The sequence below is a fragment of the Lyngbya aestuarii BL J genome (assembly GCF_000478195.2).
GTDB lineage: Bacteria > Cyanobacteriota > Cyanobacteriia > Cyanobacteriales > Microcoleaceae > Capilliphycus > Capilliphycus aestuarii.
Map to the genome: position 1 here is coordinate 103,131 of NZ_AUZM01000009.1, position 17,858 is coordinate 120,988.

Annotated in this window: 13 protein-coding genes, 3 tRNA genes and 2 pseudogenes; 13 read left to right on the plus strand and 5 right to left on the minus strand. The window is 40.2% G+C overall.

The window, feature by feature from the left end; genetic code table 11:
• Nucleotides 1-260 precede the first annotated feature (260 nt).
• Nucleotides 261-6,311, minus strand: a complete 6,051-nt coding sequence (locus M595_RS06180) for a S8 family serine peptidase (protein WP_023065193.1) — start codon at nucleotides 6,309-6,311, stop codon at nucleotides 261-263.
• Nucleotides 6,312-6,964: 653 nt separating this feature from the next.
• On the opposite strand from M595_RS06180, the gene M595_RS32155 reads away from it, so the two are divergent.
• From M595_RS32155 to M595_RS32985, 5 genes and pseudogenes are all read left to right on the plus strand, one after another.
• Nucleotides 6,965-7,231 carry a hypothetical protein gene (locus M595_RS32155; protein WP_023065149.1) on the plus strand — a complete coding sequence of 89 codons (267 nt, stop codon included), beginning with the start codon at nucleotides 6,965-6,967 and terminating at the stop codon, nucleotides 7,229-7,231.
• Between the two features lie 55 nt (nucleotides 7,232-7,286).
• Nucleotides 7,287-7,472, plus strand: a complete 186-nt coding sequence (locus tag M595_RS30525; RefSeq protein ID WP_152983540.1) for a hypothetical protein — start codon at nucleotides 7,287-7,289, stop codon at nucleotides 7,470-7,472.
• A gap of 457 nt (nucleotides 7,473-7,929) precedes the next feature.
• On the plus strand, nucleotides 7,930-8,979 hold the full coding sequence (locus M595_RS06190; protein WP_083492784.1) for a glycosyltransferase: 1,050 nt from the start codon (nucleotides 7,930-7,932) through the stop codon (nucleotides 8,977-8,979).
• Nucleotides 8,980-9,105: 126 nt separating this feature from the next.
• The gene (locus M595_RS06195; RefSeq protein ID WP_023065171.1) at nucleotides 9,106-10,518 is read left to right on the plus strand and encodes a flippase; all 1,413 of its coding nucleotides are present in this window, start codon (nucleotides 9,106-9,108) and stop codon (nucleotides 10,516-10,518) included.
• 124 nt (nucleotides 10,519-10,642) lie between these two features.
• Nucleotides 10,643-10,711 (plus strand): annotated as a pseudogene (locus tag M595_RS32985) (four helix bundle protein); the annotation flags it as partial.
• 182 nt (nucleotides 10,712-10,893) lie between these two features.
• On the opposite strand, the pseudogene M595_RS30535 reads toward M595_RS32985, so the two are convergent.
• Nucleotides 10,894-11,438: pseudogene (locus M595_RS30535) on the minus strand (IS630 family transposase); the annotation flags it as partial.
• 390 nt (nucleotides 11,439-11,828) lie between these two features.
• Here M595_RS30535 and M595_RS31745 point away from each other — a divergent pair.
• The 7 genes from M595_RS31745 to M595_RS06235 all read left to right on the plus strand — a co-directional run bounded on the left by M595_RS31745 (nucleotide 11,829) and on the right by M595_RS06235 (nucleotide 15,903).
• Entirely contained in the window at nucleotides 11,829-12,419 is a 591-nt protein-coding gene (locus M595_RS31745) for a hypothetical protein (RefSeq protein ID WP_203419020.1), read from the plus strand.
• Nucleotides 12,420-12,516: 97 nt separating this feature from the next.
• Nucleotides 12,517-12,804, plus strand: a complete 288-nt coding sequence (locus M595_RS31750) for a hypothetical protein (RefSeq protein WP_023065235.1) — start codon at nucleotides 12,517-12,519, stop codon at nucleotides 12,802-12,804.
• Nucleotides 12,805-13,617: 813 nt separating this feature from the next.
• Nucleotides 13,618-13,718: transfer RNA gene (locus M595_RS30540), tRNA-Leu, on the plus strand.
• Between the two features lie 8 nt (nucleotides 13,719-13,726).
• A tRNA-Pro gene (locus M595_RS30545) sits at nucleotides 13,727-13,823 on the plus strand.
• A 116-nt stretch (nucleotides 13,824-13,939) separates the two neighbouring features.
• A tRNA-Leu gene (locus tag M595_RS06220) sits at nucleotides 13,940-14,013 on the plus strand.
• A 1,193-nt stretch (nucleotides 14,014-15,206) separates the two neighbouring features.
• Nucleotides 15,207-15,659, plus strand: coding sequence for a DUF2784 domain-containing protein (locus tag M595_RS06230; RefSeq protein ID WP_238987030.1), 453 nt, complete (start codon nucleotides 15,207-15,209; stop codon nucleotides 15,657-15,659).
• 52 nt (nucleotides 15,660-15,711) lie between these two features.
• The gene (locus tag M595_RS06235; protein WP_040483664.1) at nucleotides 15,712-15,903 is read left to right on the plus strand and encodes a ParA family protein; all 192 of its coding nucleotides are present in this window, start codon (nucleotides 15,712-15,714) and stop codon (nucleotides 15,901-15,903) included.
• Nucleotides 15,904-16,059: 156 nt separating this feature from the next.
• On the opposite strand, the gene M595_RS06240 is transcribed toward M595_RS06235, so the two are convergent.
• Nucleotides 16,060-16,335 (minus strand): hypothetical protein, encoded by a 276-nt coding sequence (locus tag M595_RS06240; protein WP_023065147.1) that lies wholly within the window; start codon nucleotides 16,333-16,335, stop codon nucleotides 16,060-16,062.
• Nucleotides 16,336-16,532: 197 nt separating this feature from the next.
• Here M595_RS06240 and M595_RS06245 point away from each other — a divergent pair, with 197 nt between their 5' ends.
• On the plus strand, nucleotides 16,533-16,787 hold the full coding sequence (locus M595_RS06245) for an Hsp20/alpha crystallin family protein (RefSeq protein WP_023065219.1): 255 nt from the start codon (nucleotides 16,533-16,535) through the stop codon (nucleotides 16,785-16,787).
• A gap of 388 nt (nucleotides 16,788-17,175) precedes the next feature.
• On the opposite strand, the gene M595_RS06255 is transcribed toward M595_RS06245, so the two are convergent.
• Together M595_RS06255 and M595_RS06260 are read right to left on the minus strand one after the other, a co-directional pair.
• Nucleotides 17,176-17,406: a DUF4278 domain-containing protein gene (locus M595_RS06255; protein ID WP_023065256.1), complete on the minus strand. Its 231-nt coding sequence runs from the start codon at nucleotides 17,404-17,406 to the stop codon at nucleotides 17,176-17,178.
• 75 nt (nucleotides 17,407-17,481) lie between these two features.
• A complete protein-coding gene (locus tag M595_RS06260) occupies nucleotides 17,482-17,844 on the minus strand; it encodes a tetratricopeptide repeat protein (RefSeq protein WP_040483666.1) in 363 nt (120 codons plus the stop codon).
• Nucleotides 17,845-17,858: the final 14 nt, after the last annotated feature.

The window sequence follows — 17,858 nt, forward strand, 5'->3', positions numbered from 1 at the left end:
TAATGTCGGTGTATGCAATATTGGGCGTATGCAATGGGGGCGTATGCAATACGCCCGTACGAGATTGGATTCTAAAGCTTCGTTTATGGTATCAACTGATTTAATTTGTTTGATGTTTGGCAAAATCAGACACCTCGGTTTCGGTTTGCTAATGAATGATTTTGAGAGGAAATACGTCGGGGCGTATTGCATACGCCCTTGCATTGGAGAATGGTTAAGATGCGATCGCTGTTTATAGGGTTAAAAATCCCTACCTATTCTTAAAAATCAATATAGTTTCTTGGATTTTGAGGTACGCCATTCACGCGAATTTCAAAATGTAGATGGTTGCCAGAAGAGTTGCCTGTACTTCCTACATTACCAATTACTGTTCCAGCACTTACGTTACTTCCTTGCTGGACAGAAACATTTGATAAATGAGCATAACGAGTTTCAGTTCCATCACCATGATCGATCTTGACATATTTGCCATAGCCATCATTCCATCCATTACCATTATAAGCAATTACAACTTTGCCGCCTTTTGCAGCCTTAATAGGAGGGGTACTATTTCCCGTGGACAAATCTATACCATTATGAGTTCCACTGATTTGTCGGGGAGTCCCAAATTCGTTCAGGGGATATATGTAATACAAACTGCCGGCTAGAGGATTTTGCCATGCACTACTCCCACCAGGACGACTTTGCTTTAAATTAAGAACCAATTGATAGTTTGTAGCTTGGTCTGGTCTAGACTTGACCAACACATAATAATCGCTATTAGGAGCCAAATTGTAAGTGTCATAAATTGAAGCTTTGTTTTGAGAAATCGCCAACTTCAAATTCTTACCACTTTTATCATAGAGAAAAACTCCGACATCACCATCGAGTTTGGCATCACCATCACCATTTTCATTGCGAACTGCAAACTGTAAGATACGAGGAGCTGAATCAGTTGAGAATTTGTAGTAGTCGTGATCGACACTCGGAATACCCACATGATCGTTGACTGTAATCCGTTTTCCTCCAATGTGACCCAAATTCCGAGCCGTTGAGAGACTTCCTCCCGCCTGATCCAAATTAAAGACCGTCTCATAAGGGAGTAATTTTTTGCCATCTTTGACTTTGATTTTGGCAACATAGTTCCCTTTCTGAAGATTGTTAAATGCAAAGAAGTTGTCACCCAGATCGCGAATATCGGGAGTTATTAGCTGACCGTTAGCTTTCTGAAGTTCAAACTCAAAATCCTGAGAGTTTAAAGCTGTATTCGTGAGAGCTAAATTTAAACTCCCTTGATTCTCCATTGTAAAGCGATATTCACTGTTCCCTTTGAGATCATAAGTATGCCGTCCTGCTGGAACGTTTATCGGGCGATAATTAAGTAAGTTGAGAACGAGGTGATAGTTTGTAGCTTGACCTTCTCTTGCTTTAATTTGCACATAATAATCGCTGTTGGGAGCCAAATTGTAAGTGTCATAAGTTGAGGCTTTGTTTTGAGAAATCGCCAACTTCAAATTCTTACCACTTTTATCATAGAGAAAAACTCCGACATCGCCATCGAGTTTGGCATCACCATCACCATTTTCATTGCGAACTGCAAACTGTAAGATACGAGGAGCTGAATCAGTTGAGAATTTGTAGTAGTCCGAATCACCACTTGGAATACCCACATGGTCATTGACAGTTTGACGTTCTCCGCCAATATTGCCTAAATTCCGAGCCTTTGAGAGACTTCCTCCCGCCTGATCCAAATTAAAGACCGTCTCATAAGGGAGTGATTTTTTGGCATCTTTTACTTTGATTTTGGCAACATAATTGCCTTTCTGAAGATTGTTAAATGCAAAGAAATTGTCACCCAGATCGTGAAGATTGGGAGTGATTCGTTGACCGTTAGCTTTCAGAAGTTCAAACTCAAAGTCCTGAGAATTTAAAGCTGTATTCCTGAGAGCCAAATTTAAACTCCCCTGATTCTCCATTATAAAGCGATATTCACTGTTTCCTTTAAAATTATAGGTATGCCGTCCTGCGGGAACATCGAAAGTAGTATTTTGCGGACTATAAAAACGGTCGAATGCTCGCTGCAAGAAATTCAACCAATTTGGACTAGAATAACCCCCAAAAATTCCCAAGAAAGAATCCCAAGTAACTTGCTGAATCGAATTCGCTGTTGAACTAGCGGGGCTTAATGAATTGGGATTGGCAGCCCGCTCCATTGGGGTAACTAAACCTTCGCCACTCCAAGTTAAAGGAATAAATTGTAAATCCTGGGTGGATTCTTCCTCTGGTTTAGTCGTCTTAGCCAAATGAATTGCAGCAGCAATATTGAGTAAACCCGCCCCCGTTTCAACATCCGGGTTGGCATCTTGAAGATCCGTCGCCGTTGCTTTGATAATATCAATAACTTGGCGATAACTTAACTCGGGATTAGCCGCCCAAACTTGAGAAATAGCCCCCGTAACTTTAGCGGTGGCGACAGAAGTTCCATCCATTGCCCCAATACCATCGCCAACGGTAGAAATCACCGGATTTTCTAACGTTCCGCTATCGGCAACAATATCCAAACCGCTGCCATAGTTAGAATATTCCGCACGGTCAAAGCCTTGCCAAGCAGAAGTTTCACCATCAATTTGTTGAGCCGAACCAACGGTAATAATATTATCAAACTGTTGGGAAGCCTGACCCAAAGCCGACATCACGCCGCCCTCATTTCCGGCTGCAACCGCAACCAAAACATTGTTTTGACGGGCATATTCTAACGCCGCCATTTCTAGGGGTGTAAACTCATAACGAGTCGTGACATTTCCTTCCGCATCAATTTGGGTTAAATCCAAACTCAAATTCACCACCGCATTGGGTTGTCCAGACTCGACAGCAGCATCGACAAACTCCACCAAAGATTCCGCCCATCGTCCCGAACCTATCGCCCGTCCCGCCCAAATAGGGGCGTTATTGTTAATCCCATCGATGCCAATTCCGTTATTTTGTTTGGCCGCAATTAATCCCAAAATATGGGTGCCGTGTTCGTTGCCTTCTCCGGGTGTTAAAGAGGGGTCTAAATCCCCGTCTACTTTATCGCTTCCCCAGGTAATTCGGGAGTAGTCAATATCAGGATTATCCCCGCTAAAACCCGTGTCAATTATCCCAATTAACGGTTGATTTTCCGCAGGGAATTCAAAGTCAACGGACGGTTCAACAAATGTGGGAAGAACGGGTTGGGTAATTAATTGAGTTTCCAGGCGTTCGATTAACTGCAAAGTTGTCGAACTCACCGGAGGATTTGGATTGAATTCAGCTTGAGTTTTCAAACGGTCAGTCAACCGTTCCAATTGTTGAATTAAATTGCTGTTGACCGGGGTTTCTGAAAGGGTTTGATTTTGTAAATTGTAGGTCAGGTTTTCTAAGCGATTAACCAGAGTAACCGTTGGGGATTCAGAAGTTGATGTTGGCGAAGTTTCCGAGAAACTATTTTCAACGTCTTCAAATTCCGTTGTATAAACGGGTAAAATTGAAGTTTCGGAACTATTATCGATATCAATAAATTCCGTTTCTTCGGATTCTTCAACGCCAGGATTATCTAAATTATTCTCAACTGCAACAATTTCGGACTGTTCAACTTCTTCAATCAAGGAAGCTTCCGAAGTTTCCTGAAGTTCGGTTTCTTCTAATTCCTGTGAGGATTCTTCGGCGGGGATAGTTTCTAAACTGTTTTCAGCTTCCTCAACAACGGGAGTTTCAGAATTGTCCGCAATTTCAATAACTTCTAATTCTTTAGTTTCCTCACCAGTTGAATTTTCTGAATTATCTTCAATAACTGTTTGTTCGGTTGGGGAGGTATCACTTTCATAATTTTCCTCAGATTCGATAACTCCCGTTTCTTCAGCTTCCTCCACAGTAGGAGTAGATAAGTTTTCCTCTACAACAGAAGTTTCAAAATTGTCTACAAGTTCAACAGCTTCAGATTGTTCAGTTTCCTCTACAATAGAAGTCTCTAAATTGTCTTCTATTTCAATAACAACGGATTCTTTAGTTTGTTGAACGATAGAAGTATCTCCACTATCTTCGATTTCAACAACTGATAATTCTTCAGTTTCCTCTACAACAGCAGTAGATAAGTTCTCCTCAACTTCGGTTTCTTCTAACTCCGGTTCGGTTGATTCTCCGATAGAAGTCTCTAAATTATCTTCGATTTCAGTATCAACAGATTTTTCTACATCGAGAGTTTCTAAATTATCTGCAATTTCAACAATTTCGGATTCCTCAACAACGTAAGTTTCTAAGTTCTGTTTGCTTTCAGTAACAACAGATTCTTCAGTTTCCTCAACAATGGAAGACGCTAAACTCTCCTCAACCTCAATTTGTTCTGACTCCGTTGCGGTTGATTCTCCGACAGAATAATCCAAATTATCTGCAATTTCAACAACAACAGATTCCTTAATAACGGGATTTTCTAAGTTCTCTTTGTTTTCACTAACTTCTGATTCCTCAACAACGGGATTTTCTAAACTGTCTTCGATTTCAACAAATTCGGATTCTTCAGTTTTCAATTCAGTAGATTCTACCAATCCAGTAGATTCGTCTTGAGATTTTTCCTCCTCTGAAACTTCAACAATTTCATCGAGAACTTCAGTTTCTACAACTTCCGAATTAGATACTTCCTCATCAATTTCTATTTCGGTTTCAGATTCTCCCTCATCCAGTAAACCTTCCAAATCAGTCAGGAGATTCGATAGATTATTTTCAATTTCAACAATCGGTTCATCCGGGGTAATATAAGGTTGAGCGTATTCAATCAATGCTTGACCCATATCGGAAGAACGCCAATCTTTATTCGGATTGATAACTTCATCTAAATTAACGGCTTCTCCGCTTGCTCCCCGCACTTGAAAGATGATATCATTGTAATCGTGATCGCTTGTATTATCTACTCGCAAATCTTCAAATACAAAGGTATTCCCATCTCCGGTAACATCCGCAATTTGTCCGAGTTGAAAACCATCTTCGGGATTGGCGGTTGACAATGAAAATAAAGGGCGAATGGTTCCTTCTACACTGGGATTATCGAATACTTGCTGAACTTTTCCATTCGGAATCAACATCATTGCAAATTTATCCCCCGGACGCATATTAAAGGTTTTTACACCTAAATATTCTCCCCGGTTAACATCTGCTTCTCCACCCATTCCTCCACTAAATTTTGCACCTTCGTGTCCATCGGAAATCACCACATGACCGAGTTCCGAATCACTCAACGCACGGTTGGAGGCTTCTTTGATAAATTCTTCTAAACTTAGGTCTAACTCCTCCATTCCTTCTAAGCTGAAGATGGCGACTTCACCCCAACCAAATCCTCCACCGTCAAACAAATAATCAATTCCGATTTCTCCATTTTCTCCAACGGTAAAGATACCAGAATCAAAGTTAAAGTCAACGGGAGAACTGACGATTTCTTCGATAATTTCGGCGTTGCTATCAGTGTCGTTTTCGCTTTCGTTTACTGTATCGGTGTCGTTAGAGTGTTCAGTTTCAGAATGAGTTGATAATTCAGTTTCTTCTGTTGATTCATCCAATTCTGTTTCTATAGTTGTTTCTGTATTTTTTATCTCAGATTCTTCTTCTAAAGTTGACTCATCGAAAATTTCTTCAAGTTTGGATGCAGTTTCTTCTGTTTGAGATTCTTCTAAAGTTGAATCTTCAGAAGTTTCTTCAGATGAGGATGCGGTTGCTTCTGATTCTACTTCTGTTTCTGCTAACGTTAAATCTTCGGAAGTCTTTTCTAACTCAGATTCGGTTTCAGTAATATTTTGAGTTGAACCTTCCTCAACTTCTGATGAAGATTCTAAGTCTGCTTCTAAATCTTGATTAATTTCGGAATCATTGTCGGAACTTGATTCTGTTATTTCAGTTTCAGAATTTGCAGGTTTTTCTAATGAAGATTCAGTGTCGTCGGATGTAATTTCTTGATTAGATTCTGCTAAGTTATCTTCGGAAGTCTCAGAATTATCTTCAATGTCTAATTCTTCGAGTTCGGTAATGAAAGAAATTTCAACTTCATCAACTTCATCAAGGTTAGAAACTTCGACGGGGGTTAAATCTTCTTCCGATTGGGTTTCAACCTCCGAGTTTAATTCGCTTTCGATTTCATCTAGTAATTCACTTTCAATAATAATCGGGTCAGGACTGTCATCTCCTCCATCGACCAAACCACTTGGAGTCAATATTGGTTCTAGTATAAACGTTTCTTGGGAGGGAGGTTTTTTAGATTGAGACTGAAAACCTAATGTGGATTGACGTTTACTGGAAGAAAAACCGAATCCTTTTTTGAATAAACCCATAAAAAATTAGCACACCCTATAGGTGAGTAGTAGTAGTACCCTGTTGCTGTATTACCCCTTTGTTAGAAGACCCAGAAGTTAGAATTAGATACTCAAATACAATATCTGTTGGGAATTCTTAAGTTTTTCAAACTTGATTAACTTTATTTAAGCATATTCACCAGAAAAAAAGTACCGTAAATTTATGGATTTTTAAGGCACTTTAACTCTCAGTAAATTTACTGAGTTTAGCCGGATTTTTAGTGAAACTAAATTTGTGAATGAGTAAATTAATGAGTTGAACGCAAGAAAAACTATTCTTCGGTTTTTATATTAGTCCAACATTAGTTATATAAATAAATATTGATTAACTAGGCTGTCTCAAATTTACCTCATTAATGGTAGTATACTCAAAGCACACTCAATGAATTAACGCTGCTGTAGTCACGAAAAACATTAGAGCCGTTACCTATCTCCCCCCGAAATACTATCAAAAAATCAAGAACTTTGCCAAACAACAGAACTTAACTGAGAGTGCTGCATTAATTCAAATTATCAAACAATTCTTTGACGGAGATTCCCAACCCGACTTTTCCGACAAAGCAATCATTGAAAAAATAGTCAAAGAAAAACTAGCCGGAACGGAAGCGGAAATTGTAGCTCTCAAAGCTCAAATGGAACAAATGCAACAACTTCTGGGGGGGATGATGTCGGGAAAAACAACCGCTCGAAAAACTCGTTCGACCCCTTCTTTCAATAAACCCAAACTGCAACCGTTGAAAGCCGGAGATTTAGCCAATAGACTGGGGGTAACTCCCGAGACTGTGGAGAAAGAAGCCCACCTGGGAAACGAACACTTCATTGTTTGGAGTAAAAGTAAAGATATTGGGCGAGTCTCCTGGGAAAAACGGGGCGAACTTTATTATCCCCTCAAACCCTAGTTAAAAACTTAGACTTTTTCAGCAACTCAAAAAACGCTTCAACCCGAAATCATTGTTGGCTAATTGCCTGAGTCTTTACTTGTGGACTGTGGGACTTGCTTACCCCTACGAACGATATAAGAGTGACTGTCCATCGTGGGATGCGGTTGAACGAGCCGGAGAATATGCGATCGCTAATTCGTTGGGTGTGTGGGGCGATAGAAATGCGGTTAAGCCCTGGGATTATCGACGTAGTAAATGATTGAAGTTGAGATTCAATGGTGATTGGAGAGTTAAGAAATAGTTAAAGCTTCATGCCAAATCCGGTTCATATACCACCCGAACTTATCAAGCAGAAGTCAACTCATGAGAGGGAGTTTAATTTCTAGTGTTTGTCGGTATTAGAAGTTGTTTTTTTTCGAGGTTTTGTTGAGAGATTTACGGGATTAAATGTAGGTTGTAACAACCGGATTGGGTCTGATATAGCAATCGAATAAAAGCTTAGGACAACTTACCTGTTCCCCTCACTGTATTGTAAACTTTGCCCCACCTAACGGAAAAACAAGGTTTTCAGTCTCTGGGGACCTGATTTTGTTAAATAGACACTCCTCGTTAGTTATGTTAAGATTAAACTTAGGTTAAACTTAGGTTAAAAGATTAGGTGTCTTCATCCTGTCATTTTTCGACTTGAGTTTATCTTTCGGACAATTCTATTAGCTATGGCAAAAATTAATTATTGGATTTATAACTACATGCCTTATTGGGAGGCTGCTTCTAAAGAAGTGAAGAGACTCACGGAATTATTTGGGATACAGAATGAAACATCGCTCATTAGCCTTGGGAATAGAGACAAGTCATTTGTGTGGCAAAAATATTTCAAAAAAATGCCGTTGTTATTAGGTCTTGGGTGTCGTCCTTACTTTAAGCACACAATGAAATCCATGAACCTAAACCACCTTTTTGCCTCTTTTTCAGACCCATTTTTTATGCCGATGCTGGCTCATTCTACAAAGCCTTGGGTCTTGACGATTGCAAAGGACTCACCAAATTTGGGTTCCATTGAAAAAAATATCCAATTTTTGCAAGGCGCTTCCCATATCGTCGTTGAATCTTTTCGCCATCAAGAACTGTTATTACAAATTGGTCTTCCTCAAGAAAAAGTGAGCCTAATTCACCCCGGCATCCAATTTGACGAAAATACCCCTTCCAACAAGGAAAAACCGTTTGAAATCTTATTTGCGACTGCTCCACTAGGCAAAAGAGATTTGATTAATCGCGGTGTTTATATGATGATTGCTGCTGCTAAAAATTTGCCGAATATACAATTTACTTTGGTTTGGCGTAAAAAAAATTTAGAACAACTCAACAGTATCCTTGCCGATAATAAGATCACGAATATTAATGTTCACAGTGGCGTGATCAAAGATATGACCTCTTATTATAAAAGTTGTGATGCTGTTATCTTGCCCGCTATGGAGTATGCTAGCCTCAAACCTTGTCCTCACAGTGGCATAGAAGGATTAGCCCAGGGAAAACCGCTTTTGGTGAGTACGCCATGCTCCTTAGCCCCTTTAATTAAAGATTATCGCGCAGGTCTTGTTTTTGAACCCATCACGAATGCCTTGTCTGAAGCGATCAAAAAACTACAAACCAACTACGATCAATACCAACCTAACTGTCAAAAGTTAGTTAACGAACAATTTTCACCTGAAGTCTTTTTTAAGCGTTATCATAAAATTTATAGTCGTCTTTTAGATCAGGCAGCGTAAAGGGAGTTAAAAATACTAAAATTTAGTTGCCTAAAATCGTCACTGATGCTGCAAACTGAAAAGACAAGATAGCACAATCTTCTTGGGCTTCAATGACGATTATTTTATTTCAAAATCACTTCATCTATGATCCCTTCTCTCAAATCGATTTTTAATAGGCTAGATTTTTCCTATATTTATGCCTTTCTGAGTGAATTCACTTTAGGTTTTACTTTCCTTTTTTATCTTATCCTAGCTCGTATTCTTGGGCCAGAAGACTATGGAATTTTTGCAGCGGCTACTGCTTTAGGTGGAATCCTTTCTTTATTTATTCGGTTTGGATTATCTAATTTAATTACCAGAGAGGTTGCTGCTAATCCCCAAGAAGGGCCAAAATCAACCCTCAAGTTTCTTGTCCTTGAAATTTTAAATTCTGTACCGATTCTTTTGTTACTTTTTCCTCTAGCTAATGCTCTAGATTTTAAAGGAACAGGACTAATTGTTTGTTATTTAGTAATCTTAGCTGAGATTTGCCGTAGTGCTAAACTCACCATTAGAGGAGTATTTCGAGGTTTAGGAAGATTCAAAACGGAAACAATTTCTGTCTCTATAGAAAGAACTATGGTTGTCATATTGGCAGGTTTAGTTTTAGTTCTAACGAAAAATATTATCTTAGTTGTTGCTACCCTTGTTCTAGTCAGAATATTAGATATTTTAAGCTTAATCTATTATTTAAGTAAACAAACTTCTATTTGGTCTTCGATTAACTTAAAAAGTCTCTGGGAATCTTTAAAGATGGCTGCGCCATTTGCTTTAGCTGGAGTTCTTTTAATTCTCTACTATCAAATTGATCTAGTCATGCTGAAAGGACTAGCACCATTAGAAGAAACCGGATATTATAGTGTTGCTGTGAGGACAATAGAAATTTTATTTGCTTTACCCAGGGTCATTTTTCTCGTTAGTTTTACTAAATTTGCCCGATGCTATGCTCAAGAACCAGATCGATTACCCAAGGAAATCTATAAATCAACCTGTCTTCTTGTGGTCTTTGTTCTCCCTGTCCTTATTGTGACTGGATTTGGTCAAACTTTTCTAGTTGAAATCGTTTATGGCAAAGCTTTTCTAGCTTCTATTAACTCTCTTCTCATTCTAATTCCTAGTCTTGGGATGAAAATTTTTGGTACTTTAGTCGAAAATTTTTTTAAATCTACCGGAAAAGAAAAGATTCTCACTCCTTTGCTCTTGAGTACTGTAATTATTAACATCATCTCAAATGCCATTCTTATTCCTTATTTAGGCGCAGTAGGAGCTGCGATTGCGACATTAATCAGTGAAGTCGTTCTCGCAATGGTTGGTTTAAGCTTAATGATTCGTATGGGATACCCCAAAATTGGGAAAAACTTAATTGTACTCGCTATTTTGAGTCTGATAGTCGCAGCAATTCCCTCTCTTATTTTAAACGGACTGCAATTATCTCTAGGAATAATCATAATGACTCTTAGTATTGCTGGAATTGTTATCGTCATGCGTCCTAATTATTTTTATAAACAAGTTGGATAAAGATTGGGGTTGAGTTATTCCGGTGCTTCAGGAGTTAATCTGCTTAACTATTAGTTGTAAACAGGGAATCGTTTAAGGCGCAATCAGCAAAGATGAGCGATAGGTCTTAGTTCAAGTAACTAGAAGAAGTTCCACCTCAATTCCAGCTAATCTAACCGAGGGATATGGACGAAGATATAGAGGAGAATATTAAAGATTTTTACACCTATAAAAAGAGTCTATGAATCAATAGTAAAATTACCTAATTTTATTGAAAATAGTAGGAAAATCTGAAAAAAAAGAGATAGAAATGATGATCAATTAATGAAAAGAGGAAAGCAAAGTGATGATTAGTCTCATCAAAAAACAAGAAAATTATAGCAATCGAAGTATAGCTTAGGACGCTAATTTAACAGCATTATCTACCCTCTCTCGGAAATCTTCTACACTTCCTTTTGATTTTCTGACTTGGTTTTTAATCGGAAACCAATAATGCTCTATTTTGTTTAAATCTGGAGAATAAGGAGGTAAATATTGCAACTCACATCCAGCCTTTTCGACTATCTTCCTAATATTTTCTCCTTTATGAAAGCTGGCATTGTCTAAAATCAGGATTTTCCAGTTGGGATTTGAGGTAAGAGTTTTTCTTCTAGCTATTTCTCAAATCCCTTTCTATTACAACTTCCCTCAAAGGTTAATGGAGCTATCAATTTTCCTTGCCACAGACCACTCATTATACTTGCCCTTATACTTCTTTTTCCCGACTTGAGGCTATAGAACCGTTGACCTTTTTCATTCCATTCATAACCATAATCTTCTCGATTATCCATTCCTGATTCATCTAAATAAACTAGGTCTTCTTCTCGATATTGACTCAAGTGCTTTAAGAATTCTTTTCTTTTTTCTTCATCTCTTTCCCGATACCCATAGGTTTTTTTACGGGTAAATTTTATTTTCTTCGACAGAAATCACCTAAGTTAGATTCAATTTAGTAGCAATTTCTGGGTGCAAAATTCATTTATTATTTTGCTTCAGAAATAGTCGAAAGGAAAGTTCAGCAATATTTCGGTGTAGTAACGCTAGGGCTTATTTCATTCTTTAGAGTTGAAAATAGAAAAAGCGATAATAACAGACGCAGATAACCCCCTCACAATCCCAACTTCTGAACGACCCCTCGCCCCCTCCCCTCACCCCGTCTACAATGTTGGTTATAGTCTAGTCAACTAGATTATTTTTAACCATTGGATCTATGATTTCCATAGAACAACTCAACCAGGCTGAACAGCAAATTGAGTCCCTCCTGACTCAGAACGAATCCAACTGGAAAGCTATTGCCAAGATTGCCCGAAGTGGTTCAGCAGAGGGAATTATTCAAACAAGCCGAACTCAACTCATTCACCGCTTGGGTCAATACTGTAGCTAAAAAGTGTGATCGCCAACCCTCTCTCATCTGGCGTTATATCAAAGCCGCAAAATACTATCTGAAAAGTGTTAACTCCGACGACATCGAACAGGTTGATGAAGCCAAGGCACCACCGGAGGCGCTAGAAAAATTGGAGAAAGTTGAACGGAACGCACCCCAACCCGTATTTGAGAAGCTGCGAGAGAAAGTGTTGGCTGGAAAGGCAACGGTTAAGGAATGTCGAAAAATTGAGCAAGAATATCGGCCCGAAGGAGAACAGTTGAGACGCGGACGGCCACCCAAAGGACAGGAGGGAAGTTATCAACATCTGGGTTTGGGTGTTGCTTCATCTTTGACAACCACCACCCCGGTTATTGATATTGAACAGTTGCCTCGAAATCAGGTAGCCGTGACCATTGCGCGATCGCTAACAAATAGTCTAGTTGACTGGACTATGCAATGCTCGGGGATGAAATACCCAAGCAAATCATCATCAGGAACACACAGAGGTTCGGGTTAGTTTTGAAAGAAAGAGATTAAGACTGGACTTTTTAGCCGTTGTTCGTTGGAGTTATAAACGTCCTAAAGATGTTTTCGGGGTTGAGATTAAAAGCTGTTTGTCCGACTTTGAAGCCGATACCAAATGGGAAAATTATCTCAACTTCTGTCATTACTTCTGTTTTGCCATTCCTAAATCTGATGAGGAATTAAAAGAAGCGATTGAAACCACAACCGATGCGGGGATTTTGTTGGTAGATCTAAAGTCCGAGATTCAGGAGGATATGAGTTATCCCGTTACCGTTTATCGTTCGCCTCAAAGTAGGAGCGGAAGTTCGGTTAGTTTGGTTTATGAAACTCTCTATGAAAGAATATTGGGTTGGTCGGGTTCGGATAATCAACTCTAAAACCCCAACTTCTGAACCGCTTTCCGCTTGGTTTCCTCTCCCCGTCTATCATACTTCGCAGTTGTCACCGGGGATGAATAACTGAGTTAGAGGAACGGGGACGGTCAACTTCAGACTCTCACGCTCTTCGAGACCTAGATGCACGCTCATTACTCTTTGGAAGTTGGATTCAAAATATTCATTCTTTCACAAAAGTGTCATTTTTGTTCTGCGCGAATAAGACTCGGGTTGTATTACGCTATTGACAGTTTGTAGTATAGCGCTACTTGAATCGGGAACAGGGAACAGCGCTTGCCTTGCGGCCCGGCGGTTTCCGGCGAGACTTAGTTTGCAATCTTAGGGAACAGGGAACAGTAGACTGTGAAAGGGTTTTAGGATCTAGAAATGTCCTAACTTAAATGCGTAGTGCTATATATTTATGTAGTATAGATACAACAGGGTAACACAGGGGTTCAACCTGCTTGCTCACTCGAACCTTGAAAACTAATGCCAAATTTGGGGACGCGATTGGCGTTCATCTGCTCCGAAACCAACTCTCCGGACGGTTGCAGAATTGGGGTTCAATTCCCCACGTCTCCATCAAAATCTTATGGAGGTTGTCCGGCATGGACGAGGAAAGCGTTTTGAAAACGCCTGCGGTTTAACACCCGTCAAGAGTTCGATTCTATACGCCTCCGTTTTATTGGGAATGTAGTTGAGATGGCTGTAGCACGACTGTTGAAGACTTGGATTATTGTCCCATAGCTCAATTGGCAGAGCGCGTGGCTGTTAACCACGATGTTGTAGGTTCGATTACTGGGGCAGTTAAAGATGGCTGCTGTAACCCAACTGGTAGAGGTGCTGGTCTTAGAAACCAGATATTGCAGGGTTCTCCCAAAGGGAGACGCTAACGCGAACGACTCCTGCCAGCAGTATTAACGGTCGGGTGGCGCAACTTGGTAGCGCAGCGGCTTTGGGAGCCGAAGGTTGTAGGTACTCGGAGAGAAGCCGCTTCGCATCTACAAATCCTGCTATCCCGATTTAAAGAATCTTGGGGTCGCTAACTCAATGGTTAGAGTAACTGCCTTTTAAGCGTAAGGTTCAGGGTATGCACTTCGCGCAGGCTTCGCCAACAAGTCCCTGGCGACCCCAGAGCGCCCCTGTGATGCAATTGGAAGACATAGCCCACTTAAAATGGGTTTTCTACAGGTTCAAATCCTGTCAGGGGTATTGCGGAGATTGAGCTACGGTGCGCGGCTAGGTCTCATAAGCCTTTTCTTACCAGGTTCAACTCCTGGCTCCGTGACAATCATGCTGGTGGAGCTGCGATATGGCAGAGCAACTGTCTTGTAAACAGTCGGTTGCAGGTTCAAAACAATCACCAGCTTGAATGTGATTGTGGTGTAATGGCAGCATTTGAGTCTTCCAAACTCCGGGTACGAGTACCCTTCGGGAACACCTTCGGTGAACAAATCTCGTCAATCGCTTTGTTATAGGAGTGTCGCCTAATGGATGGGCATCGATCTTCTAAATCGATTTGTGTAGGTTCAAATACCACTTCTGTTCTGCGAGATAATCGCTGAAATCCTTATCTGTTATAAGTTGTAGCAGTATAACCATTTCTCGACTCACATTAACTACAACTATAATTGCTTGTCTTAATATTTTCGTGAACGCATTCTTTTGAAACATATTTGTGTGACAACAGAATTAACTTAATCAACAGAAAAAAACGGGACGCTAATTATAGGTCGCTACAAGTAACTCTTAACTAACTATCCAACCCCAAACCAAAAAACCACCTTAATCGTTCGGTGGCTCGTTCACTCATTTATAAAATTTCAAACCCTCTAAAGTTAGATTTAGACAAAAGTACAAAAGGTAAAAATCTGAGTCAGAACTTATTTAACGGTCTTGATTTGCAAAGTAAGCCCAGGTTCCAAAGATAGAGGCTAGGAGCCAACCTAAAACTAAAACACCAATTAAAGCAATAGCTGTGGAAGACATAGTATTTTTCTCCACCAAAAAGTTAACAATGTGTTCGCCCATAAACTAACAGTTTTGACAAAAAACCTGCAACAAATATTAATGGAATTGGGAGATTGTAACAACCATTAACGGTTAATTCAGATTTCTGGCTTGATTTTCTCAAGTGTATATTCTCTGGGTTTGTAGTAGCTGTACGTTTTGTAGAGGTTATATTGCGTGAAAACTGACTATGAGAAGTTCTCCTAAAAAATCTATAATCTTAAAAAATCTAGCAAGGGGTTTTTGTATACCACGTAACAACCCACAATCATCAAGTTTTTGAGACTATCTATATTGAGGATTGTATTGCAGTCTTGACACTTTGTATTACAATAGTGTAGTATAGAAGTGTTGCATATTTATCGTGGAGGTGGAGCCAATGATTGTTCTATTTAATGAAGGACTGCACTGCGTCTAGTTATCAGCCTTCAAAAACGGCAAACACCTCTGCAAGTCACACGTCAACCCTTTGTAAGTTTTTTAACTTGATTTACCGTATAACCGCCGATTTTGTTGTCCTTATCCATTTGGCGTTCATCTTATTTGCTTCCCTGGGAGGATTGTTGGTACTGAAGTATCCTCGTTGTGCGCTTCTCCATCTACCAGCCTTGACCTGGGCTGTACTTATCTCTCTCTTCGGTTGGGTCTGTCCGCTTACACCACTAGAAAACTGGCTGAGAGAACGGGGTGGGATGAGCGGTTATGATAGCAGTTTTATCGAACACTATATCTTGCCTATTATTTATCCTGGAGAACTGACACGAACAATACAAATATTCCTGGGTATAGGGGTATTCGTGATCAATCTAGGTATTTATGGGTCTCGTCTCCTCAAAACTAAAGCTTGAAGAATACATTAGTCTGCTACTATTCAAGAGTCTTGAGTCTTGAGTCTTGAACATGGCTTGTAGATTATCGATCTTTAATATGAAGGGTGGGGTTGCTAAGTCAACGACTACCTATAACCTTGCGGTAGGACTTGTGAAATTTCACAACCAGCGAGTCTTACTAATTGACATTGACCCTCAAGGAAATTCCAGTGCGGCTTTGGGATTGTGGACGGAAAACAACGGCGGCTGTGGCAATGCCTAAAACAGCAACGGCAACTAAACCCTGAAGATTGTTTGTGGTTTCATGGCGTTTGCGGAGTGTGGACTTGTCCGTATCGCATTACTCTTACTCTCTCTACAGAATAGGCTGACCTCGTTCGTTGTGGTGGTCAGTTTTGTTCGGCTGGAATAATCGCTTTTAACCTTCTAATTCCTCAGCAAATACTAACTCCCCATCAACATATTTCGTCCCCGGCGGCGCCCAATTTTCTTCGGGGTCACAATGCCAGGGATTATTAATGGTGTCATCCTCCTCAACGGGTTCACCAAGTCCCAGAAAATCCCGGTAAACTATTCCCTCGGTTTTGGGGTCGTGTTCAAAGTCATTGCAGGTTTTATTCTCCGGCCCACTCGGATGAACGGCACAGACGATCCGGGAAATCCCAAGAGTAGTAACGGCAGATGTAGCAATCATCAATTCGGGGCATTAATTCTAGTTTCCCTCAATCGATTATTCGGTTTTCTTCATTTTAATTGGTGGTTCAAAAGGTGAGAAAAATAATCTATTCCGGTACGGTTATCTCCAATTTCACCTGCTAACTTGCTGTTGCATCATAGTGAATGTAATCAATAGTTATTCATTTATTCGACATTTAAAGGAGAGCAATTAATATGATGTTAGCTTACAACCCCTTCGCAGAAATGGAAAGAATGCAACGTGAATTTGACCGTGTTTTCAACTCCGAATTAACATCCCGTTGGACTCCGGCAGTTGAACTGCAAGAAACCCCCAACAACTACATTCTTAGAGTGTTTCTCCCCGGTTTGGATAGCGAAGCACTCAACATCGAAGCGGCAAAGAAAGCAGTTACCATTTCCGGTAAAACCCACCGTCCCGAGTTGAATGAAGGTCACAAGTATCTTTAGGCGTAATGCAAGAGTTGCTGTCATGAAGTGTCAACGAACCGAAAGCACTACTGTATTTGCTTTTTAAGGACTTCTTTACAGAAGTTAATGCAGTACCGATTAATACGGGTGTCAGAACTTTTTCATCAAATCGGGACTAAATTTAGGAGTTTTGGACACAGAAATGAGATTAAAAAGAGAAAAGTACCAACTCCTAAAGCTTATCCGGAACTTTTCAAGCAAGCATGGCACTTTATAGCAGCTTCTCTATCAATACTCCAACTTCTTGCTGTAAATATCTATTCCCTTCAATAAAATGACGCGCCCCAGCAGTGCTAGGGCTTTGTTGTACTAACTGTCTTGTCAAACCTGAAGTTCATTTTCATAAAAAACCGGGGACGGAAACCAATCAGACAAATTCAGGGAGGATGTTGGTCGGAAATGTTAAAGTTGAAGGTTGGCTAACCGCATCCTTTTTAGTGTTGTAGCTGATACCCCGATAAGTCAAAGTTTTGGCTGTGGAAACTGCGGGTGTGTTAGTGATGGTGTAAGTCTGTCCCCGATACTTAGCTGTAACGGCGGTTTCAATTGCTGTATTGTCGGTGGTGTAAGAAATGCCGCGATAAGTAAGTTTAGACATTGAGTAATACTCCTAAATTGAATCACTCGTTTCTCTCTGCCCATACATACTTCTACTCGGTGAGAGCTTATGCAGTCATTTGTCTCCAAGTAGTCGATCAAAAGTTTTTCCTTGTTTGAATGAATACTGTGGTAAACTGCAATCGCATAGCATTCTAGAGGCGATCGCAATTGTATAAAAACTGGCTCCCCTGTCGAGAGCATCAAAAGTTGCAAAGACCTCTAATGTTAGCAAGAAATTGTCTTGGCAAGCGAGCATAGGCGTTCTTGTTTGCAAGCAACTACAAATACCAGTGAGAGTAGCCGCTTCCCCCGCTTTATTTTCAACCTGTCGCCATAAAGGAAGGGATTTGTTGTAGAATGCGAGGGCTTGCTGTTTGTCTCCTAATAAATCATAAATTCTACCCAGTTCTAACAAACTAACTGCTTGTCCTTGCAAGTTTCCCGCTTGTC

Bases quoted from the DNA above. Each gene is read 5' to 3' on its own strand.
- M595_RS06180 (WP_023065193.1), bottom strand. From the start codon at position 6,311: ATGGGTTTATTCAAAAAAGGATTCGGTTTTTCTTCCAGTAAACGTCAA.
- M595_RS32155 (WP_023065149.1), top strand. From the start codon at position 6,965: ATGGAACAAATGCAACAACTTCTGGGGGGGATGATGTCGGGAAAAACA.
- M595_RS06190 (WP_083492784.1), top strand. From the start codon at position 7,930: ATGGCAAAAATTAATTATTGGATTTATAACTACATGCCTTATTGGGAG.
- M595_RS06195 (WP_023065171.1), top strand. From the start codon at position 9,106: ATGATCCCTTCTCTCAAATCGATTTTTAATAGGCTAGATTTTTCCTAT.
- M595_RS06230 (WP_238987030.1), top strand. From the start codon at position 15,207: ATGAAGGACTGCACTGCGTCTAGTTATCAGCCTTCAAAAACGGCAAAC.
- M595_RS06235 (WP_040483664.1), top strand. From the start codon at position 15,712: ATGGCTTGTAGATTATCGATCTTTAATATGAAGGGTGGGGTTGCTAAG.
- M595_RS06240 (WP_023065147.1), bottom strand. From the start codon at position 16,335: ATGATTGCTACATCTGCCGTTACTACTCTTGGGATTTCCCGGATCGTC.
- M595_RS06245 (WP_023065219.1), top strand. From the start codon at position 16,533: ATGATGTTAGCTTACAACCCCTTCGCAGAAATGGAAAGAATGCAACGT.
- M595_RS06255 (WP_023065256.1), bottom strand. From the start codon at position 17,406: ATGTCTAAACTTACTTATCGCGGCATTTCTTACACCACCGACAATACA.